Raw genomic sequence first — 16,949 nt, 5'->3', positions numbered from 1 at the left:
CTCAGAACGCTCGACGCCGCCGCGCCCTTTGAAACACGTTCAACTACGGTGGGCTTATAGACGCCTATGTACCGATCGGTCAATACAACTATCTTCCTGCGACCATGGGATGAGCTTCTCCCGTCTGTATCCTTCAGCGCGCACGCATGGGTATGATTGGCGCTCAACCGGTTGGAATTGACTCATGGGAAAAAAGAACGCCGTCGTCGCTGCCGAACCTGCTGAAACAAGCACCAAGGAGCGGATACTGAGGATCGCTGCGCAGTTGTTTTCGACGCGCGGGTTTCACGCGACCGGCATGGCTGAGTTGGAAAAAGCCACTGGACTGGCTCGAGGCGCGCTGTATTACCACATTGGCAGCAAGGAAGAATTGCTGTTCGAAATCACGAGTCGATATTTGCGGGTGCTCATCGCCGAAGGTACGCCTCTGTGCGAGAGCGATCTGCCCGCGGAAGATAAATTTCGCCAGTTCTCGGCCATCGTGATGCGCACGATTGTCACCCACCTGGCCGAAATGACGGTGTGTTTCCGGGAAGTGTATTCGGTCATTGGCGAGCGCCAGACCGAGTTGCTCGATCTGCACCGCCAGTATGAAAAGCTCTGGTCGCAAATCCTCAAGGCCGGTGTGAGCGAGAGAACATTCCGCACATCTGACTCGTTGGCCGTGAAGGCTATTCTTGGTATTCATCACTACAGCTACTTGTGGATCAAGCCCGGAGGTCCCCGCTCCCCGGAATCCATCGCGACGTTCTTCTGCGATACCCTCCTGCCCGGATTGAAGGTTGAGCCGCGCCCGGCTTGACTGTCATCAGCGGCGCTTAAAATGCGCCGCCTCCCTCGACCTCCTTCTCATTCACGTTCACTCACCGATGGTTGTCCCTGCGACTGGACCACGGGCGTTTTTCGTTCTAGGCTTACTACGGACCGACCGATCGGTCTATAGACTTGCTGTTGGGTCCATCCCGACAAAGAACCAGAGGGAACAACAATGACAAAAAAAAACATGGTCCCCGCCAAGCAAGACATGCCTCAAACATCTTTGGCTCGCAGGGATTTCCTGATTAGAAGCGGGGCCGTTATCGGTACTGCTGCCTTTGCTCTGGGTGATAGCGATCTTGTCAGCGCCGAGACGACCAACATCGCCCCTCTTGATCCGAACCTGCCTCTTGAAGTCCCGCAATGGACCCGTAGCCTTGGCGCCCCCACGGCAAGCCCTTATGGCAAACCTTCAACGTTCGAAACCAAAGCCGTCAGGAATCTATATCCCGGCCTGAAGGACACGATGTCCGCCTACAGCACCTCCCCACTTCAAGAGCTGGACGGCATCATTACACCGAACGGCCTGTTCTATGAGCGCCACCACGCGGGTGTCCCGCAAATCGATCCTGCGGAACACCGGTTGGTGATCCATGGCCTCACCGAAACAGCCTTGATCTTAACCGTGGATGAGATACGCCAATTCCCCGCCGTGTCACGGGTGCACTTCATGGAGTGTTCGGGCAACCCATCATTTCTTCCTCCCTGGGGTAAAACCGCAGCCGAAGTGAGCGGCCTGGTGAGTTGCGCTGAGTGGACGGGCGTTACCCTGAAAACTCTGCTGGATGAAGCCGGGCTGATGCCGCAAGCCAAGTGGATCATCGCCGAAGGTGCGGACGGTGCAGCAATGACGCGCAGTATTCCCATCGAGAAATGCCTGGACGATGTGATGGTTGTCTACAGCCAGAACGGCGAGCGACTAAGGCCGGAACAAGGCTACCCGCTGCGCCTGTTTGTCCCGGGTTACGAGGGCAATACCCACATCAAATGGCTGCGCCGACTTCACGTCACCGACGCGCCCGCCTACAGCCGGGAAGAAACTGCCAGATACACCGACTTGATGGCGGACGGCAAGGCTCGGAAATTTTCCTTTGTCATGGAATGCAAATCGCTGATCACCTACCCTTCCGGCACCCAGAAACTGACGCGCAAGGGGCTGCATGAGATGCGTGGCATCGCTTGGAGCGGACACGGCAAAATCACCCGCGTTGACGTTTCCATCGATGGTGGCAACAACTGGACGCAAGCCAGCTTACAGGAGCCCATTCTGACCAAGGCACTGACCGCCTTCAGGGCGCCTTTCGAATGGAACGGCCAAGAGTTGATGATCATGAGCCGCGCCATCGACGAGACAGGATATGTTCAGCCGATGCTGGAACATCTGATCGATGAACGTGGCAAGGTCTCTTTCTACCACAACAACTCGGTGCAACCGTGGCGCGTGTCCAGCAGTGGGGAGGTGACCAATGGACGGGCTTAAAGGTGGTTCGTTATTCATAGGTTTGCTTTGCGCCTGTGCGCTGACCCATGCCTCAGCACAATCCCAATACGGTTTGGGCACTAAGGCTACCGACGCGCAGATCGCCAGTTGGAACATCGATGTGGCGCCCGACGGTAAGGCTTTGCCTCCAGGGCGCGCGACGGTGGCGGACGGGGAAAAGGTTTACATGAACAGCTGCGTCAGTTGCCATGGCGTGAAGCTCGAAGGCGGCGTCGGTCCTGCGTTGGTGGGGGGCGAAGGAACCCTGACTACTGACAAACCGCTCAAGACAGTCGGCAGCTATTGGCCTTATGCAACGACGCTTTTCGACTACATCCGCAGAGCCATGCCCTTCCAGGCGCCACAGTCATTGTCCAACGAACAAGTCTACGCAGTGACCGGCTACATCCTACACATGAACAAGCTGCTGGAAGCCAACGCGACCGTGGATGCATCGACCTTGGCGGATGTAAAGATGCCGAATCGAGACGGCTTTTATACCGACGACAGACCGGACAGCAAGGCTGTTGCCTGTATGTCGAACTGTTTAAAAGTTCACTGACAGATCAAAAAATGTAAAATCCGCTCGCCGATAAACCGTTCCTTCTCAACGAGCTTTGCTGATGAAGCTGGCCAGCCGCGAAAAATCGATGATTGCCTGGGTGCTGTACTTCAGCATCCTGTTCGGTTCGTTGCTGTGCGCGATGGGCCATGGACAAATGGCCGGCTTGCGATTGAGCGGTTTGGACAGTGGGCTGTTTTGCACTTCGAACAGCGGCGCGGTGTACGAAGGCCTGCAGGATGTGCCCGCCCCTCCACTTTCCGTCGATGGCGATTGCGTCATTGCCAGCCTGTTCGGTGCGATTCTGCTGGCTGCGTTCTTCGGACTGCTCGCCATGCTTGCGGGGGAGCCAGCCAAGCCCTTGCCCACACAACCGGCGCGCTGCTCACCCAGGCAGCGCTGGCCCCTAATCAATCCTGGCGCCTCCCCCGCCCTGCTTCCCGCGCTTTGACATCATCACCACTTGCAGCTGCATGACGCACGGCCGGTGTGTGCTCATAGAATTAAGCCAGGAAGCTTTTCATGTTTCGCTTGACTACTTTAGCGCTGCTCGCAGGCAGCACCTGCGCGTGGGCGCAAGACACCACTCTGACCTTGCCCACCAGCTACATCAACGCCTCGGCCGAACAGCCGAAACCGGCCACTATCCTCGACCTGGACACCTCCATCGAAAGCGGCTCGCGCCTGAACCTCAGCGCCCGGGAAAATCCCGCCTCTGTGAGTGTGGCCGACCGCAAGACAATGGAACGCATTGGAGCACGAAACTTTCAGGACGCGGCAAACGCCCTGCCTGGGATAAACGCTTCTGCACCGCCCGGCTGGGGCGGCTATGTGTCGTACCGTGGCTTCAACGGTGCCCAGATCAGTCAGCTGTTCAACGGCATCAACCTGCAATATGGTGGCGCAGCTCGTCCGATCGGGGCCTGGATTTATGACCGGGTGGAGTTGTTAGGCGGCCCCTCCTCGTTCCTCAACGGTAGCGGTGCCGTTGGTGGCAGCCTGAACGTGATCACCAAGCTTGCCAACCGCGAGGAAGATACCTTCGAGGGCCGGATGAGTTACGGCCGCTACGACACCTGGGAAACCGCAGTCGGCTTCAATAAGGCACTCAACAGCGGTGACGGCCCACGCCACTATGCGCGGCTCGACTACAGCCGCACCAGCGGCAACGGCTACATCGACCGCCAGGAGAACGGGGCGGGCAACCTGGCCTTCTCGCTGCTCAGCGACATCAATGACCAGCTCTCCCATACGCTGGCGATCGAATATCTGGAAGAGAAAGAAGACAGTCCGTATTGGGGCACGCCGGTGTTGCAACCGCTGACCGGCAAACTGCACATCGACAAGCGCAACCGTTTCAACAACTACAACGTCGACGATGGCCGCTACGAGCAGCGCACCCGCTGGATACGCTCGATCACCGACTATCAACTGGACGACGACACCCAGTTGCGCAACACCTTCTACCATTACAGCGGCCAGCGCGATTACCGCAATCTTGAGGTTTATCGCTTCAACGGCGATAACAGCGTCATCGCCCGCTCCGGCGGTTATCGCCAGCGGCACGACCAGGAAGTCAATGGCGACCGCATCGAGCTGACTCACCAGGCTCAACTGTTCGGCCTGGCCAGCGATTGGGCTCTGGGCGTGGATTACAACACTAACCAGCAAACCAACTATCCATTGTCCAAAGGCGCCTTCGACACCATCGATCCAGATGGCTTCGAGCCGGGCCACTTCTTGGACATTCCGGGGATGGATGCACCGCGCACTAAAGGCCGCAGTACTTGGACCGACACCTCGTCGGCTTTCGTCGAGAACCGTACGCACCTGACCGAACAACTGTCGTTGATTGCTGCGCTGCGTTATGACCATATCGACTTCGAAATCGTCGATCATACGGCGCAAGCTAAGCTCGACAAGCGCTGGGATGCAATCACGGGTCGCCTGGGCCTGGTATACGACCTAACCTCGAATGTTAGCCTTTATACCCAGTACAGCACGTCGGCCGAGCCGCCGGGAGGCACGCTTACCAGCGCCTCCATTTCCCAGGTGGGCGACTTCGACTTGAGCACCGGTCGCCAGGTAGAGGTGGGAAGCAAGTTCGATTTTCTTGACGGTCGCGGTTCGGCCACTGCCGCGGCCTATCGCATCGTGCGCAAGAACATCTCCGTCCCCTCCTCGACCGTGCCCAACACCACCGAACAAGCGGGCCAGCAAACCTCCACCGGCATCGAGTTGGCAGCTTCATTCAAGATCACGCCCAAGCTACTGGCGGCCGGTAACTTCAGCTGGGTCAGGGCCGAGTATGACGAGTTCAATGAAACCATCGCCGGTGCTGTGTACTCGCGCAAAGGCAAGAATCCGGTGAACATTCCCGACCGTGTGGCCAATCTCTGGCTGACTTATGACGTGGCTCCTGACTGGCAACTCGGGGCCGACGCGCGCTACGTATCGTCGGTCTACGCCAACATCGCCAATACGACGTGGGTGCCTTCGTACACCGTCTATGGTTTGTCCATGACCCACGATCTGGACAAACACGTGCAGCTCAGCGCGCGTCTACGTAACCTGACCGACGAGGTCTACGCCCGTTTCATCCACCAGAGCAACACCCAATATTATCTGGGGGAGCCGCGCAGTCTGGAGGTCGCTATGCAGTGGCGCTACTGATGAGAAAGAAACCGTAGCATTTTGCCCAGACCCGCAGGGCTAACATCCAAGCGCGCCTTTTCATGATTCAAGCAGCTGGTCGTTCCCATTCGATAAGCTCGAAAACATCGCTTATAGAACGTGGTTCGCCAGACTGCTTTTTGGGCGATTTTCTTCAGGCTCCTACTGTTGCGGCCAGCTGCTTGCGAATGTCCATTCGGTCAAAGTGAGCGCGCTTTTTAATGATTTTTCCATCGGTAACGGTCAGGAGCATCATCAACGAAAATCGTACTCGGGCCCCTTTCGGCTCAATCCCTTCAAATATTCCGGTTTGCCGGCCATCGAATATCATGTAAGCCGCAACCTGATCGCCCTCGGCGAGCAGTGATTCGATCTTAAAAGTGAATCCTTCGAAGGCATCGAAGTTTTTTTTCTCCGACTGGATGAGTCCTGCTGTGCCAAGAATAGGCGTGTCTACTTGGGTATAAAAAACAAAGTTCTCATGGCAGCAGCTCGCCGCCGCCGCGTAATCCTCAAGCTGAATAGCGGCATAAAATTTTCGCACCAGTTCTTTGTTTACTTCGACCGACATTAACTTTCTCCTTGCTGAATGGTCGTTTGGGCTCGCTGAATCAGAGACTACAAGTCTCGCCGTCTTCAGGGATGAGCAAGCGATCAGTCATGCCCTTCTCCACGGAGAACTCACGAAGCTCTTTACGCGTCAGCACCGCATGGTTTACAGACTCCATATGGGTAGCGATAAGCGTCGCCTGAGGCGCTGCCTGAAAAACTTCGTAGACGTCCTGCTTACCCATGATGATGGAACCGAGCCCGATCACCTGAGCATCTCCGGCATTTAGAATGACGACTTCGGGCTGAAACTGCTGCAGGGCGTCCTGGACGTATTGATTCCAGATCGTGTCGCCAGCGAGATACAGAGTTTTCTCGTCTGGATGACTGAACATTACCCCGCACACCTCGCCAAGAATTTCCCCCATAGCTGCCATTGCACCATCAGTGCCGTGTTGGCCGAGAGTCTGCGCCAGCGACACACCATTAAATAGCGCTCCTTTGATCAGTCGAACGTCGCCGAAACCCTGAGATAGGATCAACTCACGGTCCTCTTCATTCTGAACAAAAATCGGCAGTTGTTTTGGAACCAGGGCTTTAGCGGCTTCGTCCCAATGGTCGGGGTGGGTATGGGTCACGATGACGGCGTCAACGTTCAAGATGTCTTCCATCGACACCGGCAATGCCACCGTAGGGTTGAACAAATGGCTATTAGCCGTCCCCTCAAACCCCGGATATGCCCCCTTCTTTGCAAGCAAAGGGTCGATCAGAAACCGAGTCCCTGCGTATTCAATAATCAACGTTGCGTTACGTATCTGTGTGACCTTCACGATATTCTCCTTAATTCAGGCTATGATTTGGACCGACCAGTCCAAAACGTATAAAATTTTTGCGACGGTTAGAAATCCAAATTCGACAGCAGCAGGTGTAACGCACTTTCTAAATCTTGTTTGGCGTATCCAGCACGTGCCATGACCTGCAGTCCAGGAAAAGCCAAAACCAAGAGACGGGCCAATTCTCGGGCAAGCCGCTTACTACCCAATGACCCATCTTGTTGCCCTCGTTCAATCGCCCTCTCCAACGCCTCCTCAATGAGATGAAAGTCCTCCATGACCCTCTGACGGACATCAAGATCATGTGCCGCCATCTCCACAGCTTGATTGATGCTCATGCAGCCATGGGATTCGCCCGGGTCACCGATGTCAGCAAAGAGAGAACGGAAGAACGCCTCGATAGAATGACGTGCAGGGCCGTCCTGCAAGGCTCTATGCATGTCCTTAGTTCGATCACGACGATACGCGTCGAACGCCATGATGAACAACTCGCGCTTGCCGCCAAATGTTGCGTACAAGCTGCTTTTGCTCAATCCCGTGGCGCCGAGAAGATCAGTTATCGAAGTAGCCTCATAACCTTTGCGCCAAAACACGACCATTGCCTTGTGTAACGCTTCTTGCGTATTGAATGCCTGCGGTCTGGACATGGTCGATTCGAGCGCTCCGTTGCGAAAGCAGATTGGACTGTTTGGAGGCGTACTCTAGCCATTTAGGACCGATCGGTCCAGAAAAATGTCAGACCATTGGTCAGTAAGGGCAAACTCACCATAAGGAACGCTCAGGTCACGTGGCGTGCTTCAACATTTCTATCAGTTGCGCGTGCAGTGACCGGTCCCCGCAAGCGATGATCGTTCCACCCTGCTGGGCTGAGCGGCCATCCCAAGTGGTAATCACGCCACCTGCGCCTTCAACAATTGGAATCAGCGCTTGGATATCGTATGGCTGCAGACTGGCCTCGATAACCACATCAACGAATCCCGATGCGAGCATGCAGTACGCATAACAATCTCCGCCAAAACGAACCAACTTCACTTGATCCGCTACCGCTTGAAAAGCGTCTCGACGAACTGCCGTGTCGAACAATTGCAGTGTCGTACACATCAACGTGACCGAGGAAATATCTGGGCATTGACGTGTCTTTAACTTGTTTCCATTGAGCCAAGCGCCTTCAGGCGTGCCAATGTACCGCTCGCCAGTAAATGGCTGATTCATCACTCCGAGGATGGGGCGCTGACCATCGTTTAGGGCTATAAGCGTGCCCCACAGGGGCAACCCGGTGATAAACGATCGAGTCCCATCGATAGGATCAAGTACCCAAGTCAGTTCACTGCTACCCAGCAGCGAGCCTTCCTCCTCACCTAAAATTCCATGTGTGGGGTATTGATCCTGAATCAGTTCACGCATTGCTTGCTCGGCATTCCGATCAGCCAAGGTTACCGGATCATAGACGCTCCCCCCTTTGTGCTTTACATCCAACTTAACTCGAAAGTACGGCTCAATAACCTTTGCGGAGACATCAGCTAAACGCTCAGCGAAATGCTGATACTCATTAATCAAACGCATGTTCAACAGATTAACCCTCCTTCACGGGCGCCGACTGACCGCTGTCTTTCAGGGCTTTGGTCACTTCCGGCGGCATGTATTTTTCGTCGTGCTTGGCCAGCACTTCGTCGGCCACCACCACGCCGTCGGCGTTGAGCTTGCCCAGGGCGACGATGCCCTGCCCTTCGCGGAACAGGTCCGGAAGAATGCCACGATAGGTGATGGTCACGGTCTTGCTGAAGTCGGTGACATTGAATTTCACGTCCAGCGAATCCCCGGAGCGCTCCAGCGAGCCTTTTTCCACCATGCCGCCAGCGCGGATGCGGGTGTCCTTGGGGGCTTCGCCGTTGGCGATCTGGGTCGGGGTGTAGAACAGGTTGATGTTTTGCTGCAGGGCGCTCAGGGCCAGGGCGACCGCGGCACCGACACCCACCAGGATCGCAAGAATGATGACAAGACGTTTTTTGCGCAGCGGATTCACTGACCGTTCTCCCGGCGCAGACGACGCGCCTCTTGTTGCAGATACCGCTTGCGGGCCAGGATCGGCGCCGCCACGTTGAGGGCCAGCACCGCCAGGCAGATGCCATAGGCGGACCAGACATACAGGCCGTGATGGCCCATGGCGAGAAAATCGCCGAATGATGCAAAACTCATCGAGCGGCCTCCAGGCTGTTCTGTACTTCGGCCTTCACCCAACTGGCCCGGGACTCGCGCTTGAGCACTTCCAGGCGCATGCGCAATAACAGCACCGCGCCGAAGAAGCAGTAAAAGCCCAGCACGGTCAACAACAGCGGCAGCCACATCTGCACGGGCATCGCCGGTTTTTCCGTGAGGGTGAAGGTCGCGCCCTGGTGCAGGGTGTTCCACCACTCCACCGAGTACTTGATGATCGGGATGTTGATCACGCCGACAATCGCCAGCACCGCGCAGGCCTTGGCGGCGCTGTCACGATTGCTGATGGCGTTACCCAGCGCAATTAGACCGAAGTACAAAAACAGCAGGATCAGCATCGACGTCAGTCGGGCATCCCAGACCCACCACGAGCCCCAGGTCGGCTTGCCCCAGATCGCCCCGGTGACCAACGCCACGGCGGTCATCCAGGCACCGATGGGCGCGGCGCATTGCAGAGCCACGTCCGCCAGCTTCATCTTCCACACCAGCCCGACCACGCCGCACACCGCCAGCATCACATAGATGGACTGAGCCAACAGCGCCGTGGGAACGTGAATGTAGATGATGCGAAAGCTGTTGCCTTGCTGGTAGTCCGGCGGTGCGAATGCCAGGCCCCAGACCACGCCGATGCCAATCAGCAGCAGGGCGACGACGCTCAACCAGGGCAGCATCTTGCCGCTGATGCCGTAGAACCATTTGGGTGAGCCGAGCTTGTGAAACCAGGTCCAGTTCATTGCTGTTTCCATCACGGTTGCGGCTCAGGATTGCGACCGCTGAATCTGCCCATGGAACAGGCCTCGCTAGCTGTTCGTGTTCCCTTTAACCAAGAGTTTTTTACATTCTGGACGCTTCAAAAAATGCACGGTCAGACCAAAAATCAACCCCCAAAAAGGGGCGGAGAATCCACAAAAAGAGACCCCAGAAGCAGTAACGAGAAAAGTGAAGAGTCCTGCGTCGAGCTCTTTCGATTCACTCAGGCTGCGCACCAACGCGTCGCTGATCGCGCCATACAACGCCAAGCCTGCAAGTGCTGCGATCAACGCTCGAGGAAACGCCGCGAACAACGAAACCAGCGTGGCACCCGCTATACCAAACAGCAGATAGGTGGCACTCCCGGAAAGAGCAGCGACATAGCGCCGCCGCGGATCCTCATGGGCCTCACGGCCGGTACAAAGGCTCGCCGTAACTGCCGCGAGGTTCAGACCATGGCAAGCAAAGGGCGCCAACAGCATCGCGCCGATAGCACTGACACTGATAATGGGACTGGCAGGCGTGTTGAACCCTGCGTTGCGCAAAACCGCCATGCCTGGCATGAACTGGCCCGTCAGCGACACCACAACCAACGGCAATGCCAAATTCAAAATGACCGTTAAAGAAAACTCAGGAGCGATCCATTGGGGAGTGGCTAGGTCAAACACTAACGCTTCGGTTCGCAAGTGCCCGCCAAACATCGTGACGGCCCCACCGACCAGCAAAACTGCCAATACGGCATAACGTGGCCAGACCCTGCGCATCAGGATGTACGCAATAAACATCGACAAGACCAAGGCTGGCTGCTCCGGTAGCACCCGAAACACCTCGATGCCGAACGAAAAGAGAATACCGGCTTGCATGCCCGCCGCGATCGAGCCCGGCAAGCGAGCGATGATCCGATCGAAAGCACCGCTAACGCCAATCAGCAGTAGGATGACATTGGCGACTATAAACGCACCCACCGCTTGATTGATGGTCATTTGCGGAAGCGCCGTAACGAGCAGCGCCGAACCGGGGATGGACCAAGCAATCACGATCGGCACCCGATAATACAGGCTGAGCAAAGCCCCAATTACCGCACTGCCAATTGATATCGCCCATATCCAGGATGAAAGAATTTCCTGTGAAAGGGACGCACTCTGTGCGGCGTGAAAAACCAACACAAGCGGGCCTGCATAAGAAATCAACGTTGCAATTATCCCCGCCACCAGAGCTGATAGCGAAGAATCTCTGAGCACACTTTTCATGGCATTCGCAATTATCAACGCAACAAGGAACAACGACTCACAAGAACAGGGCCCATCGCGCAGGCCCCGTTCTGATGAATTAATCATGCATCCTGGAGGGCCCGGGGGCGCAGACTACGTTGCTCTGCGGCTGGAGCAACGGCGCGTTGCAGTTGAAAGTCGAACTTAAGCTCAGCGTACCGTCCCGAGACACCTCGTGCGCCATCCTCCTTAAATTCCACCTCTCCAACCAATCCATCGCGGGTGGCGTAAGCAAAGTCATCCCAGAGGTACTTGTCTCCTGAAAGGTTGATCTGAGTAGTCAGGTGCCTGTGTCCTGGAGCCGAAATAAAGAAGTGCACATGCGCGGGTCGCTGGCCGTGACGACCGAGCCCATCCAGGCATTCCTGGGTAGGGCCCTGCGGATCGCAACCATAGCCGGAGGGCACGATACTGCGCGCACGGTAGCGCCCCTGCGCATCTGTAATGATGCGACGACGCAAGTTGTACTCAGACTGGCTCTGATCGAAAAATGAATACGTGCCCTTGGTATTGGCGTGCCACAAATCTACCGTGGCGCCCGCCAGTGGATGACCCTGCGTATCAAACACTTGGCCTTCAAGAAACATCACGGTGGCTGGCCCCTCCTCGTTGCCGTCGTCCATACGGACTTCGCCTTCGCTTATGGGCGCACCGGCAACGTAAAGGGGGCCCTCGATGGTACGTGGCGTACCGCCCGTCAACCCAACCTGCGCATCCTTAGCGTCTTGAAGCAAATCAAGGAAGTGCTCAATACCAAGGCCGGCGACCAGTAACCCGGCCTCGCTGCGTCCGCCCAAACGGTTGATATAGTCAACCGCTTTCCAGAACTCATCTTCGGATATCTCAAGGTCTTCGATAATCCGGGCGGTATCGTTCAACACACGCAGCACGATGCTTTTGAGGCGTGCGCTGCCTGCAGCATTTTTCAACCCGGCTGCGTCCTCGAAGAACTTTTGAATCTCAGCAGTCTGCGAAATTTTCACGGTCATGGTGTTCACCTCATCTTGTTTTTTTAGAGTGATCGAATAGCTGTTGGGGATGTTTCAACGGTCGTCCGCATGGATGGACGAAGGATGGCGACACAGTCCGTCGACCTCGATGCTCATGTATGGGAAGAGAGGCAGCTGCATCAGGGTGTCATGCAGCGCCTCGACGCTAGGTACATCGAACACGCTGTAATTCGCGTAGTGGCCAGCTATGCGCCAAAGGTGGCGCCAAGTACCCTCGCGCTGCAGACGCTGGGCCAGTTCTTTTTCATCGGCTTTAAGCTGCGCGGCCTTGCTCGCATCCATATCGAGTGGAAGGATCACAGTCATCTTGACGTGGAATAGCATGGTTCTCTCCTTACAGTGTTGCGGATTCAGGAACGGCTAAAATGAGCCAGGCGATCTTCATCCAATACCAATCCCAGACCTGGCGTGGATGGAACAAGAAGGTGGAAATCACGGTACTGCGGTCGCACGACCACGATGTCTTCGGTCAACAAGAGCGGACCAAACAGCTCGGTGTCCCAGGTCAGGTGTTTAAGCGTGAGGAATGCATGAGCTGAAGCTAAAGTGCCGATGGCACCTTCCAGCATTGTTCCCCCGTACAGGGCGATGCCAGCGGCTTCGGCAATCTGTGCCGTACGCAGCACAGCGCGAGGGCCACCATTTTTTGCAATTTTCAGTGCGAAGACGCTGGCTGCACCATCCGCAGCCAGGCTGAAGGCGTCTTCGATGCTTTCAATGGACTCATCAGCCATGATGGGTGCTGGGCTTCGCTGGTTCAGCCGAACCTGGCCTGATCGATTAACCCGCGATATGGGCTGCTCGATCAGGTCGATTCCGTTCTCGCCTAGCACTTGGCAGCCACGTATCGCCTGGGACTCATCCCAATACTGGTTGACGTCGACCCTTACACTGGCACGATCACCCAACGCCTTTTTGATCGCAACGACATGTTTGAGATCCTGCTCTAGAGGATTGGCGCCGATCTTCAATTTAAAGATGCGATGACGGCGCAACTCCAACATCTGCTCGGCCTCGGCAATGTCCCGAGCCGTATCGCCGCTGGCAAGCGTCCAGGCCACTTCCAGGCTGTCGCGTACCCGACCGCCAAGCAGCTCGCTGACGGCCATCCCAACTCGTTTGCCCTGGGCATCGAGTAACGCGCTTTCGATACCGGACTTGGCAAAGGTATTGCCTTTGGCGATCTTGTCGAGTTTTTGCATCGCCGCATTGATATTGTCCGCAGCCATGCCTACCAGCGCGGGCGCCAAGTGGGCGTCGACATTGGCCTTGATGCTCTCCGGGCTTTCATAACCGTAGGACAAACCGCCGATGGTAGTGGCTTCTCCGATACCTTCAATGCCGTCGCTGCATTGAAGCCGCAGAATGACCAAAGTCTGCTTTTGCATAGTGTGCATGGCGAGCTTGTGCGGACGAATAGTCGGCAGGTCGACGATGATCGCCGATAGGCTGTGGATCAGGACTTGGCTCATGACAATCTTCCGATACGTGAACTTAGAGACACCTGGTTCCGCTCAAGGAACAAGGCAAGAATGGTTACGGTTTGGCGGTCATCAAAACATTCGAATTGGCCATGCTTCTTTTGCCAACCAGAGTGAACAGCGCCATGGCTATCGCCGCAACGACACCTGGAACGGCGAACGCGACGAAGTTCAACGGCAGGGGGAGACCAGCGCCCAACAGTGCTCCACCTAGCAGGGGCCCCAGAATCGCGCCATTGCGACCAATACCGGATGCCCATCCAAGGCCGGTGGAACGAATCGACATGCCGTAGAACTGGGCGGTTGCGGCATACAGGAGAATTTGAGTACCAATGGTGGTCGCACCGGCCACACTGATTAGCAAATACAACAGCGCCGGCGTACTTTTGAACCCTAGAAGACTGATGGAAACGGCAGCGGCCAAGAAAAACACCACCGTGACTTTTCCAAGGTTATAGCGGTCCCCGAGCCAGCCACCAAAGATTGCTCCAGCCATGCCACCGAAATTCAGTGCCAATAGAAAGGTCAGGCTTGAGCCTAAGCTGTAACCTGCGTTTGCCATCAACTTCGGCAGCCAGGAACTGAGTGCATACACCATGAGCAAGCAGCAGAAGAACGCAACCCACAAGCACAGGGTGCGGGACGCGCGCCCCTCACGAAACAACGCCAGCAAAATCACTCCGCGGCCCTTGCTGTCCGCCTGGCTCAACGTATCGGAATCGCTTGGAGCCAAAGCAGGATCGACTTTGCCCAGAAGGCGCCGCGCCTGCCCTTCCTTCCCGACCCGAATTAAAAAACCAATCGACTCGGGTAAAAACCACAAGATTATGGGCAGCAGCAACAGGGGCACGGCTGCGGCGAAGAACATGGATTGCCAACCGAAAAGCGGAAGCATATAAATCCCCACGCTTGCGGCAAGCACGCCTCCCAGCGAGTAGCCACTGAACATGACGGCAACTAAAGTGCTGCGTAGACGTCTCGGGGCGAATTCACTCATCAATGCAACCGCGTTAGGCATTAGCCCACCGCACCCCAATCCGGCTAGAAATCGGCAAATACCAAACTCCGTCGGATTGCTGGCAAAACCATTGATGATGGTTGCCGAGGAAAACAACGTGAAGCAGATTGCGATGCTTTTCTTTCTTCCAATCCTGTCAGCCAGCGACCCAAACACCAGCGCTCCGAACATCATGCCGAACAGTGCATAACTGCCTAGTGCGCCGGCCTGGAGCGGGGTGAGTTGCCACTCGCGCATAATGGCCGGTAGCACAACGCCGAAGATGAACAGGTCGTATCCGTCGAATATCAAGAGCAGCGCGCAAAGCGTTACAACTCCCCAATGGAATCGGCTAAAGCGTGCGTTGTCGATGAACTGATTAACGTCGATTATTCGCATGGCGTCGTTACTCTTGTTTTTATTTTTGGGAACTGCATCGCTGAGCAAATCTGTCGCGTCTGACTTGCGACAGATTTGCCGAGTCAGCCGAGGTCGCCGCCACTGACTGGCAGCGTCACGCCGGTGATATAAGAAGCGTCATCCGAGGCAAGGAACAGGATCGCCGCGACTTGTTCATCGATCGTCCCGTAGCGCTTCATCAAGCTGCTTTGAATCGTCTGATCGACGATTTCCTGATACCAAACCTTCTCTTCTTCGGTTGGCTGCGCGGTATTACGTGGAATACGTCGCGGTGGCGCCTCGGTGCCCCCGGTCGCGATCGCATTGACCCGGATCCCACGTTCGGCATTCTCGAAAGCCAAGCAAGCGGTCAAGGCGTTAACCCCGCCTTTGGCTGCGCCATAAGGAACACGGTTGACTCCCCGTGTAGCAATTGACGAGACGTTAACAATCGCGCCGTTACCTTGTTTAAGCATGTAAGGCAACGCCGCGTGACAGCACCAAAGGGTTGGGAACAACGAGCGACGCACTTCCGACTCAATTTGCGTGGCCTGATAATGCTCAAACGGTTTGGTCCAAATTGTCCCGCCCACGTTGTTGATCAATATATGCAAACTGCCAAATGCCTCCACGGCGGCAGCCATCACCAACATGCATTCCGTGTGCATCTCCAGATCAGCGACCAGGGTTAGTACATCGTCTTGTTTGAGCTCATGTACCAGCTCCGATCGGTCAACAGCGACAACACGCGCACCCTCGGCCAGCAGTTGCTCGCAAACGCGTCGACCGATTCCTTGAGCCGCGCCAGTCACTAGCGCGACCTTATTTTCGAATCTGTTTTTCATGACAACCTCGGACGGAGTGTCTCCGTAACGATTCAGGCCGCGGCAGGCGCGAACTTCTCAAAATAGAAATTGGCAGGGTTAATCCCTTGCTCGCGGATGTAGTGGTTTACCGCTTCGACCATAGGTGGCGGGCCGCACAGATAAACGTCTACTTCGCCCCCGTTGAGATGACGTGGCTCGATGTGTTGCGTGACATAGCCCTTGAACGGATGTGTACTTTGCGGATTGGCCACACAGGCGCGAAAACTGAAGTTGGGTATACGCGCAGCGAAAGCCTCCAACCGATCCAGCTCGACCAGGTCGAAATCATTAGTAACGCCATAGATCAGGTGCACCGGGTGCTCACTGCCCTGCTCTGCGATTTTTTCCAGCATCGCTGTGAATGGCGCCAACCCGGTACCGCCGGCCAGCAGCAGCAATGGCCGTTTGATTTCCCGCAGGTAAAAACTGCCCAAGGGACCAGCCAGATTCATGCTGTCGCCGGCCTTGGCCAGGCCAGTCAGGAAACTGCTCATCAGGCCGCCCGGTACGTTACGGATCAAGAAACTGACCTCACCGTCCTTCTGCAACGAGCTGAAGGAATAGGCACGAGTCTGCTCGCTACCGGGTACTTGCAAGTTGACGTATTGGCCCGGCAGGAACGCCAGTTTGTTCAGGCAATCTCCCTTGATCGATAGCGCGATGGTACTTTCAGACAGTTGCCGCACATCACTGATCGATGCCTGGAAACTCGCCTGTTCGGTCTTACAGACTTGCGAACCTGCGGGCACCCGCACGACGCAATCGCTCTCAGCACGCATCTGGCAAGTCAGCACGTACCCTTGGGCGAGTTCGTCTTCGCTTAGGGCGTCTTCGATGAAGTTGTCACCCATGTCGTAGCGCCCGGCCTCGGCGAAACATTTGCAGGTCCCGCAGGCACCGTCACGGCAGTCCAGCGGGATGTTGATGCCTTGACGATAAGCCGCATCAGCGACGGTTTCGTGCCCCTCGGCCTCAATGAAGCGGGTGATCCCGTCTTCAAAATTCAATGCGATCTGGAAACTCATGTTGTACCTCACTCACAGCGTCG

Annotated in this window: 19 protein-coding genes; 5 read left to right on the top strand and 14 right to left on the bottom strand. The window is 56.1% G+C overall.

The genetic code is table 11. The annotated features are described in order from the left end of the window. The first annotated feature begins 184 nt into the window (after window positions 1–184). The 5 genes from GH769_RS10305 to GH769_RS10285 all read left to right on the top strand — a co-directional run bounded on the left by GH769_RS10305 (window position 185) and on the right by GH769_RS10285 (window position 5,531). Complete coding sequence (locus GH769_RS10305; RefSeq protein ID WP_153649746.1) at window positions 185–802, top strand: TetR/AcrR family transcriptional regulator; 618 nt, start codon at window positions 185–187, stop codon at window positions 800–802. Window positions 803–988: 186 nt separating this feature from the next. Beyond that, window positions 989–2,296 (top strand): sulfite dehydrogenase, encoded by a 1,308-nt coding sequence (soxC, locus tag GH769_RS10300; RefSeq protein WP_256670317.1) that lies wholly within the window; start codon window positions 989–991, stop codon window positions 2,294–2,296. After that, window positions 2,283–2,858, top strand: a complete 576-nt coding sequence (locus GH769_RS10295) for a c-type cytochrome (protein WP_153649745.1) — start codon at window positions 2,283–2,285, stop codon at window positions 2,856–2,858. The genes soxC and GH769_RS10295 overlap by 14 nt, the downstream gene beginning before the upstream one ends. Before the next feature lie 61 nt (window positions 2,859–2,919). Then, a complete protein-coding gene (locus GH769_RS10290) occupies window positions 2,920–3,309 on the top strand; it encodes a hypothetical protein (RefSeq protein ID WP_153649744.1) in 390 nt (129 codons plus the stop codon). Between the two features lie 71 nt (window positions 3,310–3,380). Continuing rightward, on the top strand, window positions 3,381–5,531 hold the full coding sequence (locus GH769_RS10285; RefSeq protein ID WP_153649743.1) for a TonB-dependent siderophore receptor: 2,151 nt from the start codon (window positions 3,381–3,383) through the stop codon (window positions 5,529–5,531). A 154-nt stretch (window positions 5,532–5,685) separates the two neighbouring features. Here GH769_RS10285 and GH769_RS10280 read toward each other — a convergent pair whose 3' ends face one another. The 14 genes from GH769_RS10280 to benC form a co-directional block, all read right to left on the bottom strand. Continuing rightward, a complete protein-coding gene (locus GH769_RS10280; RefSeq protein WP_153649742.1) occupies window positions 5,686–6,102 on the bottom strand; it encodes an ester cyclase in 417 nt (138 codons plus the stop codon). A gap of 40 nt (window positions 6,103–6,142) precedes the next feature. Next, window positions 6,143–6,910, bottom strand: a complete 768-nt coding sequence (locus GH769_RS10275) for an MBL fold metallo-hydrolase (protein ID WP_047738995.1) — start codon at window positions 6,908–6,910, stop codon at window positions 6,143–6,145. Between the two features lie 68 nt (window positions 6,911–6,978). After that, complete coding sequence (locus tag GH769_RS10270) at window positions 6,979–7,560, bottom strand: TetR/AcrR family transcriptional regulator (RefSeq protein ID WP_153649741.1); 582 nt, start codon at window positions 7,558–7,560, stop codon at window positions 6,979–6,981. Between the two features lie 136 nt (window positions 7,561–7,696). Beyond that, window positions 7,697–8,476 carry a histidinol-phosphatase gene (gene hisN / locus GH769_RS10265; protein ID WP_153649973.1) on the bottom strand — a complete coding sequence of 260 codons (780 nt, stop codon included), beginning with the start codon at window positions 8,474–8,476 and terminating at the stop codon, window positions 7,697–7,699. A gap of 10 nt (window positions 8,477–8,486) precedes the next feature. After that, window positions 8,487–8,936 (bottom strand): cytochrome c maturation protein CcmE, encoded by a 450-nt coding sequence (ccmE, locus tag GH769_RS10260; RefSeq protein WP_153649740.1) that lies wholly within the window; start codon window positions 8,934–8,936, stop codon window positions 8,487–8,489. Then, on the bottom strand, window positions 8,933–9,109 hold the full coding sequence (gene ccmD / locus GH769_RS10255; RefSeq protein WP_007939192.1) for a heme exporter protein CcmD: 177 nt from the start codon (window positions 9,107–9,109) through the stop codon (window positions 8,933–8,935). Before ccmD ends, ccmE begins: the two co-directional genes overlap by 4 nt. Beyond that, a complete protein-coding gene (locus GH769_RS10250; protein WP_153649739.1) occupies window positions 9,106–9,861 on the bottom strand; it encodes a heme ABC transporter permease in 756 nt (251 codons plus the stop codon). The genes ccmD and GH769_RS10250 overlap by 4 nt, the downstream gene beginning before the upstream one ends. Window positions 9,862–9,927: 66 nt before the next feature. Further along, a complete protein-coding gene (locus tag GH769_RS10245; RefSeq protein WP_153649738.1) occupies window positions 9,928–11,127 on the bottom strand; it encodes a benzoate/H(+) symporter BenE family transporter in 1,200 nt (399 codons plus the stop codon). Between the two features lie 83 nt (window positions 11,128–11,210). Further along, window positions 11,211–12,137: a catechol 1,2-dioxygenase gene (gene catA, locus GH769_RS10240; RefSeq protein WP_153649737.1), complete on the bottom strand. Its 927-nt coding sequence runs from the start codon at window positions 12,135–12,137 to the stop codon at window positions 11,211–11,213. A 54-nt stretch (window positions 12,138–12,191) separates the two neighbouring features. Continuing rightward, on the bottom strand, window positions 12,192–12,482 hold the full coding sequence (catC, locus tag GH769_RS10235; RefSeq protein ID WP_153649736.1) for a muconolactone Delta-isomerase: 291 nt from the start codon (window positions 12,480–12,482) through the stop codon (window positions 12,192–12,194). A 26-nt stretch (window positions 12,483–12,508) separates the two neighbouring features. Beyond that, the gene (locus GH769_RS10230) at window positions 12,509–13,630 is read right to left on the bottom strand and encodes a muconate cycloisomerase family protein (protein WP_153649735.1); all 1,122 of its coding nucleotides are present in this window, start codon (window positions 13,628–13,630) and stop codon (window positions 12,509–12,511) included. A 64-nt stretch (window positions 13,631–13,694) separates the two neighbouring features. Continuing rightward, window positions 13,695–15,035, bottom strand: coding sequence for an MFS transporter (locus GH769_RS10225; RefSeq protein ID WP_153649734.1), 1,341 nt, complete (start codon window positions 15,033–15,035; stop codon window positions 13,695–13,697). A gap of 83 nt (window positions 15,036–15,118) precedes the next feature. Beyond that, the gene (locus tag GH769_RS10220; protein WP_153649733.1) at window positions 15,119–15,880 is read right to left on the bottom strand and encodes a 1,6-dihydroxycyclohexa-2,4-diene-1-carboxylate dehydrogenase; all 762 of its coding nucleotides are present in this window, start codon (window positions 15,878–15,880) and stop codon (window positions 15,119–15,121) included. Between the two features lie 32 nt (window positions 15,881–15,912). Then, entirely contained in the window at window positions 15,913–16,926 is a 1,014-nt protein-coding gene (benC, locus tag GH769_RS10215; RefSeq protein WP_153649732.1) for a benzoate 1,2-dioxygenase electron transfer component BenC, read from the bottom strand. Between the last annotated feature and the right edge of the window lie 23 nt (window positions 16,927–16,949).

The organism is Pseudomonas sp. CFSAN084952 (assembly GCF_009648855.1).
In the GTDB taxonomy this organism is placed as follows: Bacteria; Pseudomonadota; Gammaproteobacteria; order Pseudomonadales; family Pseudomonadaceae; genus Aquipseudomonas; species Aquipseudomonas paracarnis.
Note: the sequence above shows the minus strand (reverse complement) of the source record. Positions and strands in the feature narration are given on the sequence as shown.

Coding starts and splice junctions, on each gene's coding strand:
- GH769_RS10305 (WP_153649746.1), top strand. CDS start 185: ATGGGAAAAAAGAACGCCGTCGTCGCTGCCGAACCTGCTGAAACAAGC.
- soxC (WP_256670317.1), top strand. CDS start 989: ATGACAAAAAAAAACATGGTCCCCGCCAAGCAAGACATGCCTCAAACA.
- GH769_RS10295 (WP_153649745.1), top strand. CDS start 2,283: ATGGACGGGCTTAAAGGTGGTTCGTTATTCATAGGTTTGCTTTGCGCC.
- GH769_RS10290 (WP_153649744.1), top strand. CDS start 2,920: ATGAAGCTGGCCAGCCGCGAAAAATCGATGATTGCCTGGGTGCTGTAC.
- GH769_RS10285 (WP_153649743.1), top strand. CDS start 3,381: ATGTTTCGCTTGACTACTTTAGCGCTGCTCGCAGGCAGCACCTGCGCG.
- GH769_RS10280 (WP_153649742.1), bottom strand. CDS start 6,102: ATGTCGGTCGAAGTAAACAAAGAACTGGTGCGAAAATTTTATGCCGCT.
- GH769_RS10270 (WP_153649741.1), bottom strand. CDS start 7,560: ATGTCCAGACCGCAGGCATTCAATACGCAAGAAGCGTTACACAAGGCA.
- hisN (WP_153649973.1), bottom strand. CDS start 8,476: ATGCGTTTGATTAATGAGTATCAGCATTTCGCTGAGCGTTTAGCTGAT.
- ccmD (WP_007939192.1), bottom strand. CDS start 9,109: ATGAGTTTTGCATCATTCGGCGATTTTCTCGCCATGGGCCATCACGGC.
- GH769_RS10250 (WP_153649739.1), bottom strand. CDS start 9,861: ATGAACTGGACCTGGTTTCACAAGCTCGGCTCACCCAAATGGTTCTAC.
- GH769_RS10245 (WP_153649738.1), bottom strand. CDS start 11,127: ATGAAAAGTGTGCTCAGAGATTCTTCGCTATCAGCTCTGGTGGCGGGG.
- catA (WP_153649737.1), bottom strand. CDS start 12,137: ATGACCGTGAAAATTTCGCAGACTGCTGAGATTCAAAAGTTCTTCGAG.
- catC (WP_153649736.1), bottom strand. CDS start 12,482: ATGCTATTCCACGTCAAGATGACTGTGATCCTTCCACTCGATATGGAT.
- GH769_RS10230 (WP_153649735.1), bottom strand. CDS start 13,630: ATGAGCCAAGTCCTGATCCACAGCCTATCGGCGATCATCGTCGACCTG.
- GH769_RS10225 (WP_153649734.1), bottom strand. CDS start 15,035: ATGCGAATAATCGACGTTAATCAGTTCATCGACAACGCACGCTTTAGC.
- GH769_RS10220 (WP_153649733.1), bottom strand. CDS start 15,880: ATGAAAAACAGATTCGAAAATAAGGTCGCGCTAGTGACTGGCGCGGCT.
- benC (WP_153649732.1), bottom strand. CDS start 16,926: ATGAGTTTCCAGATCGCATTGAATTTTGAAGACGGGATCACCCGCTTC.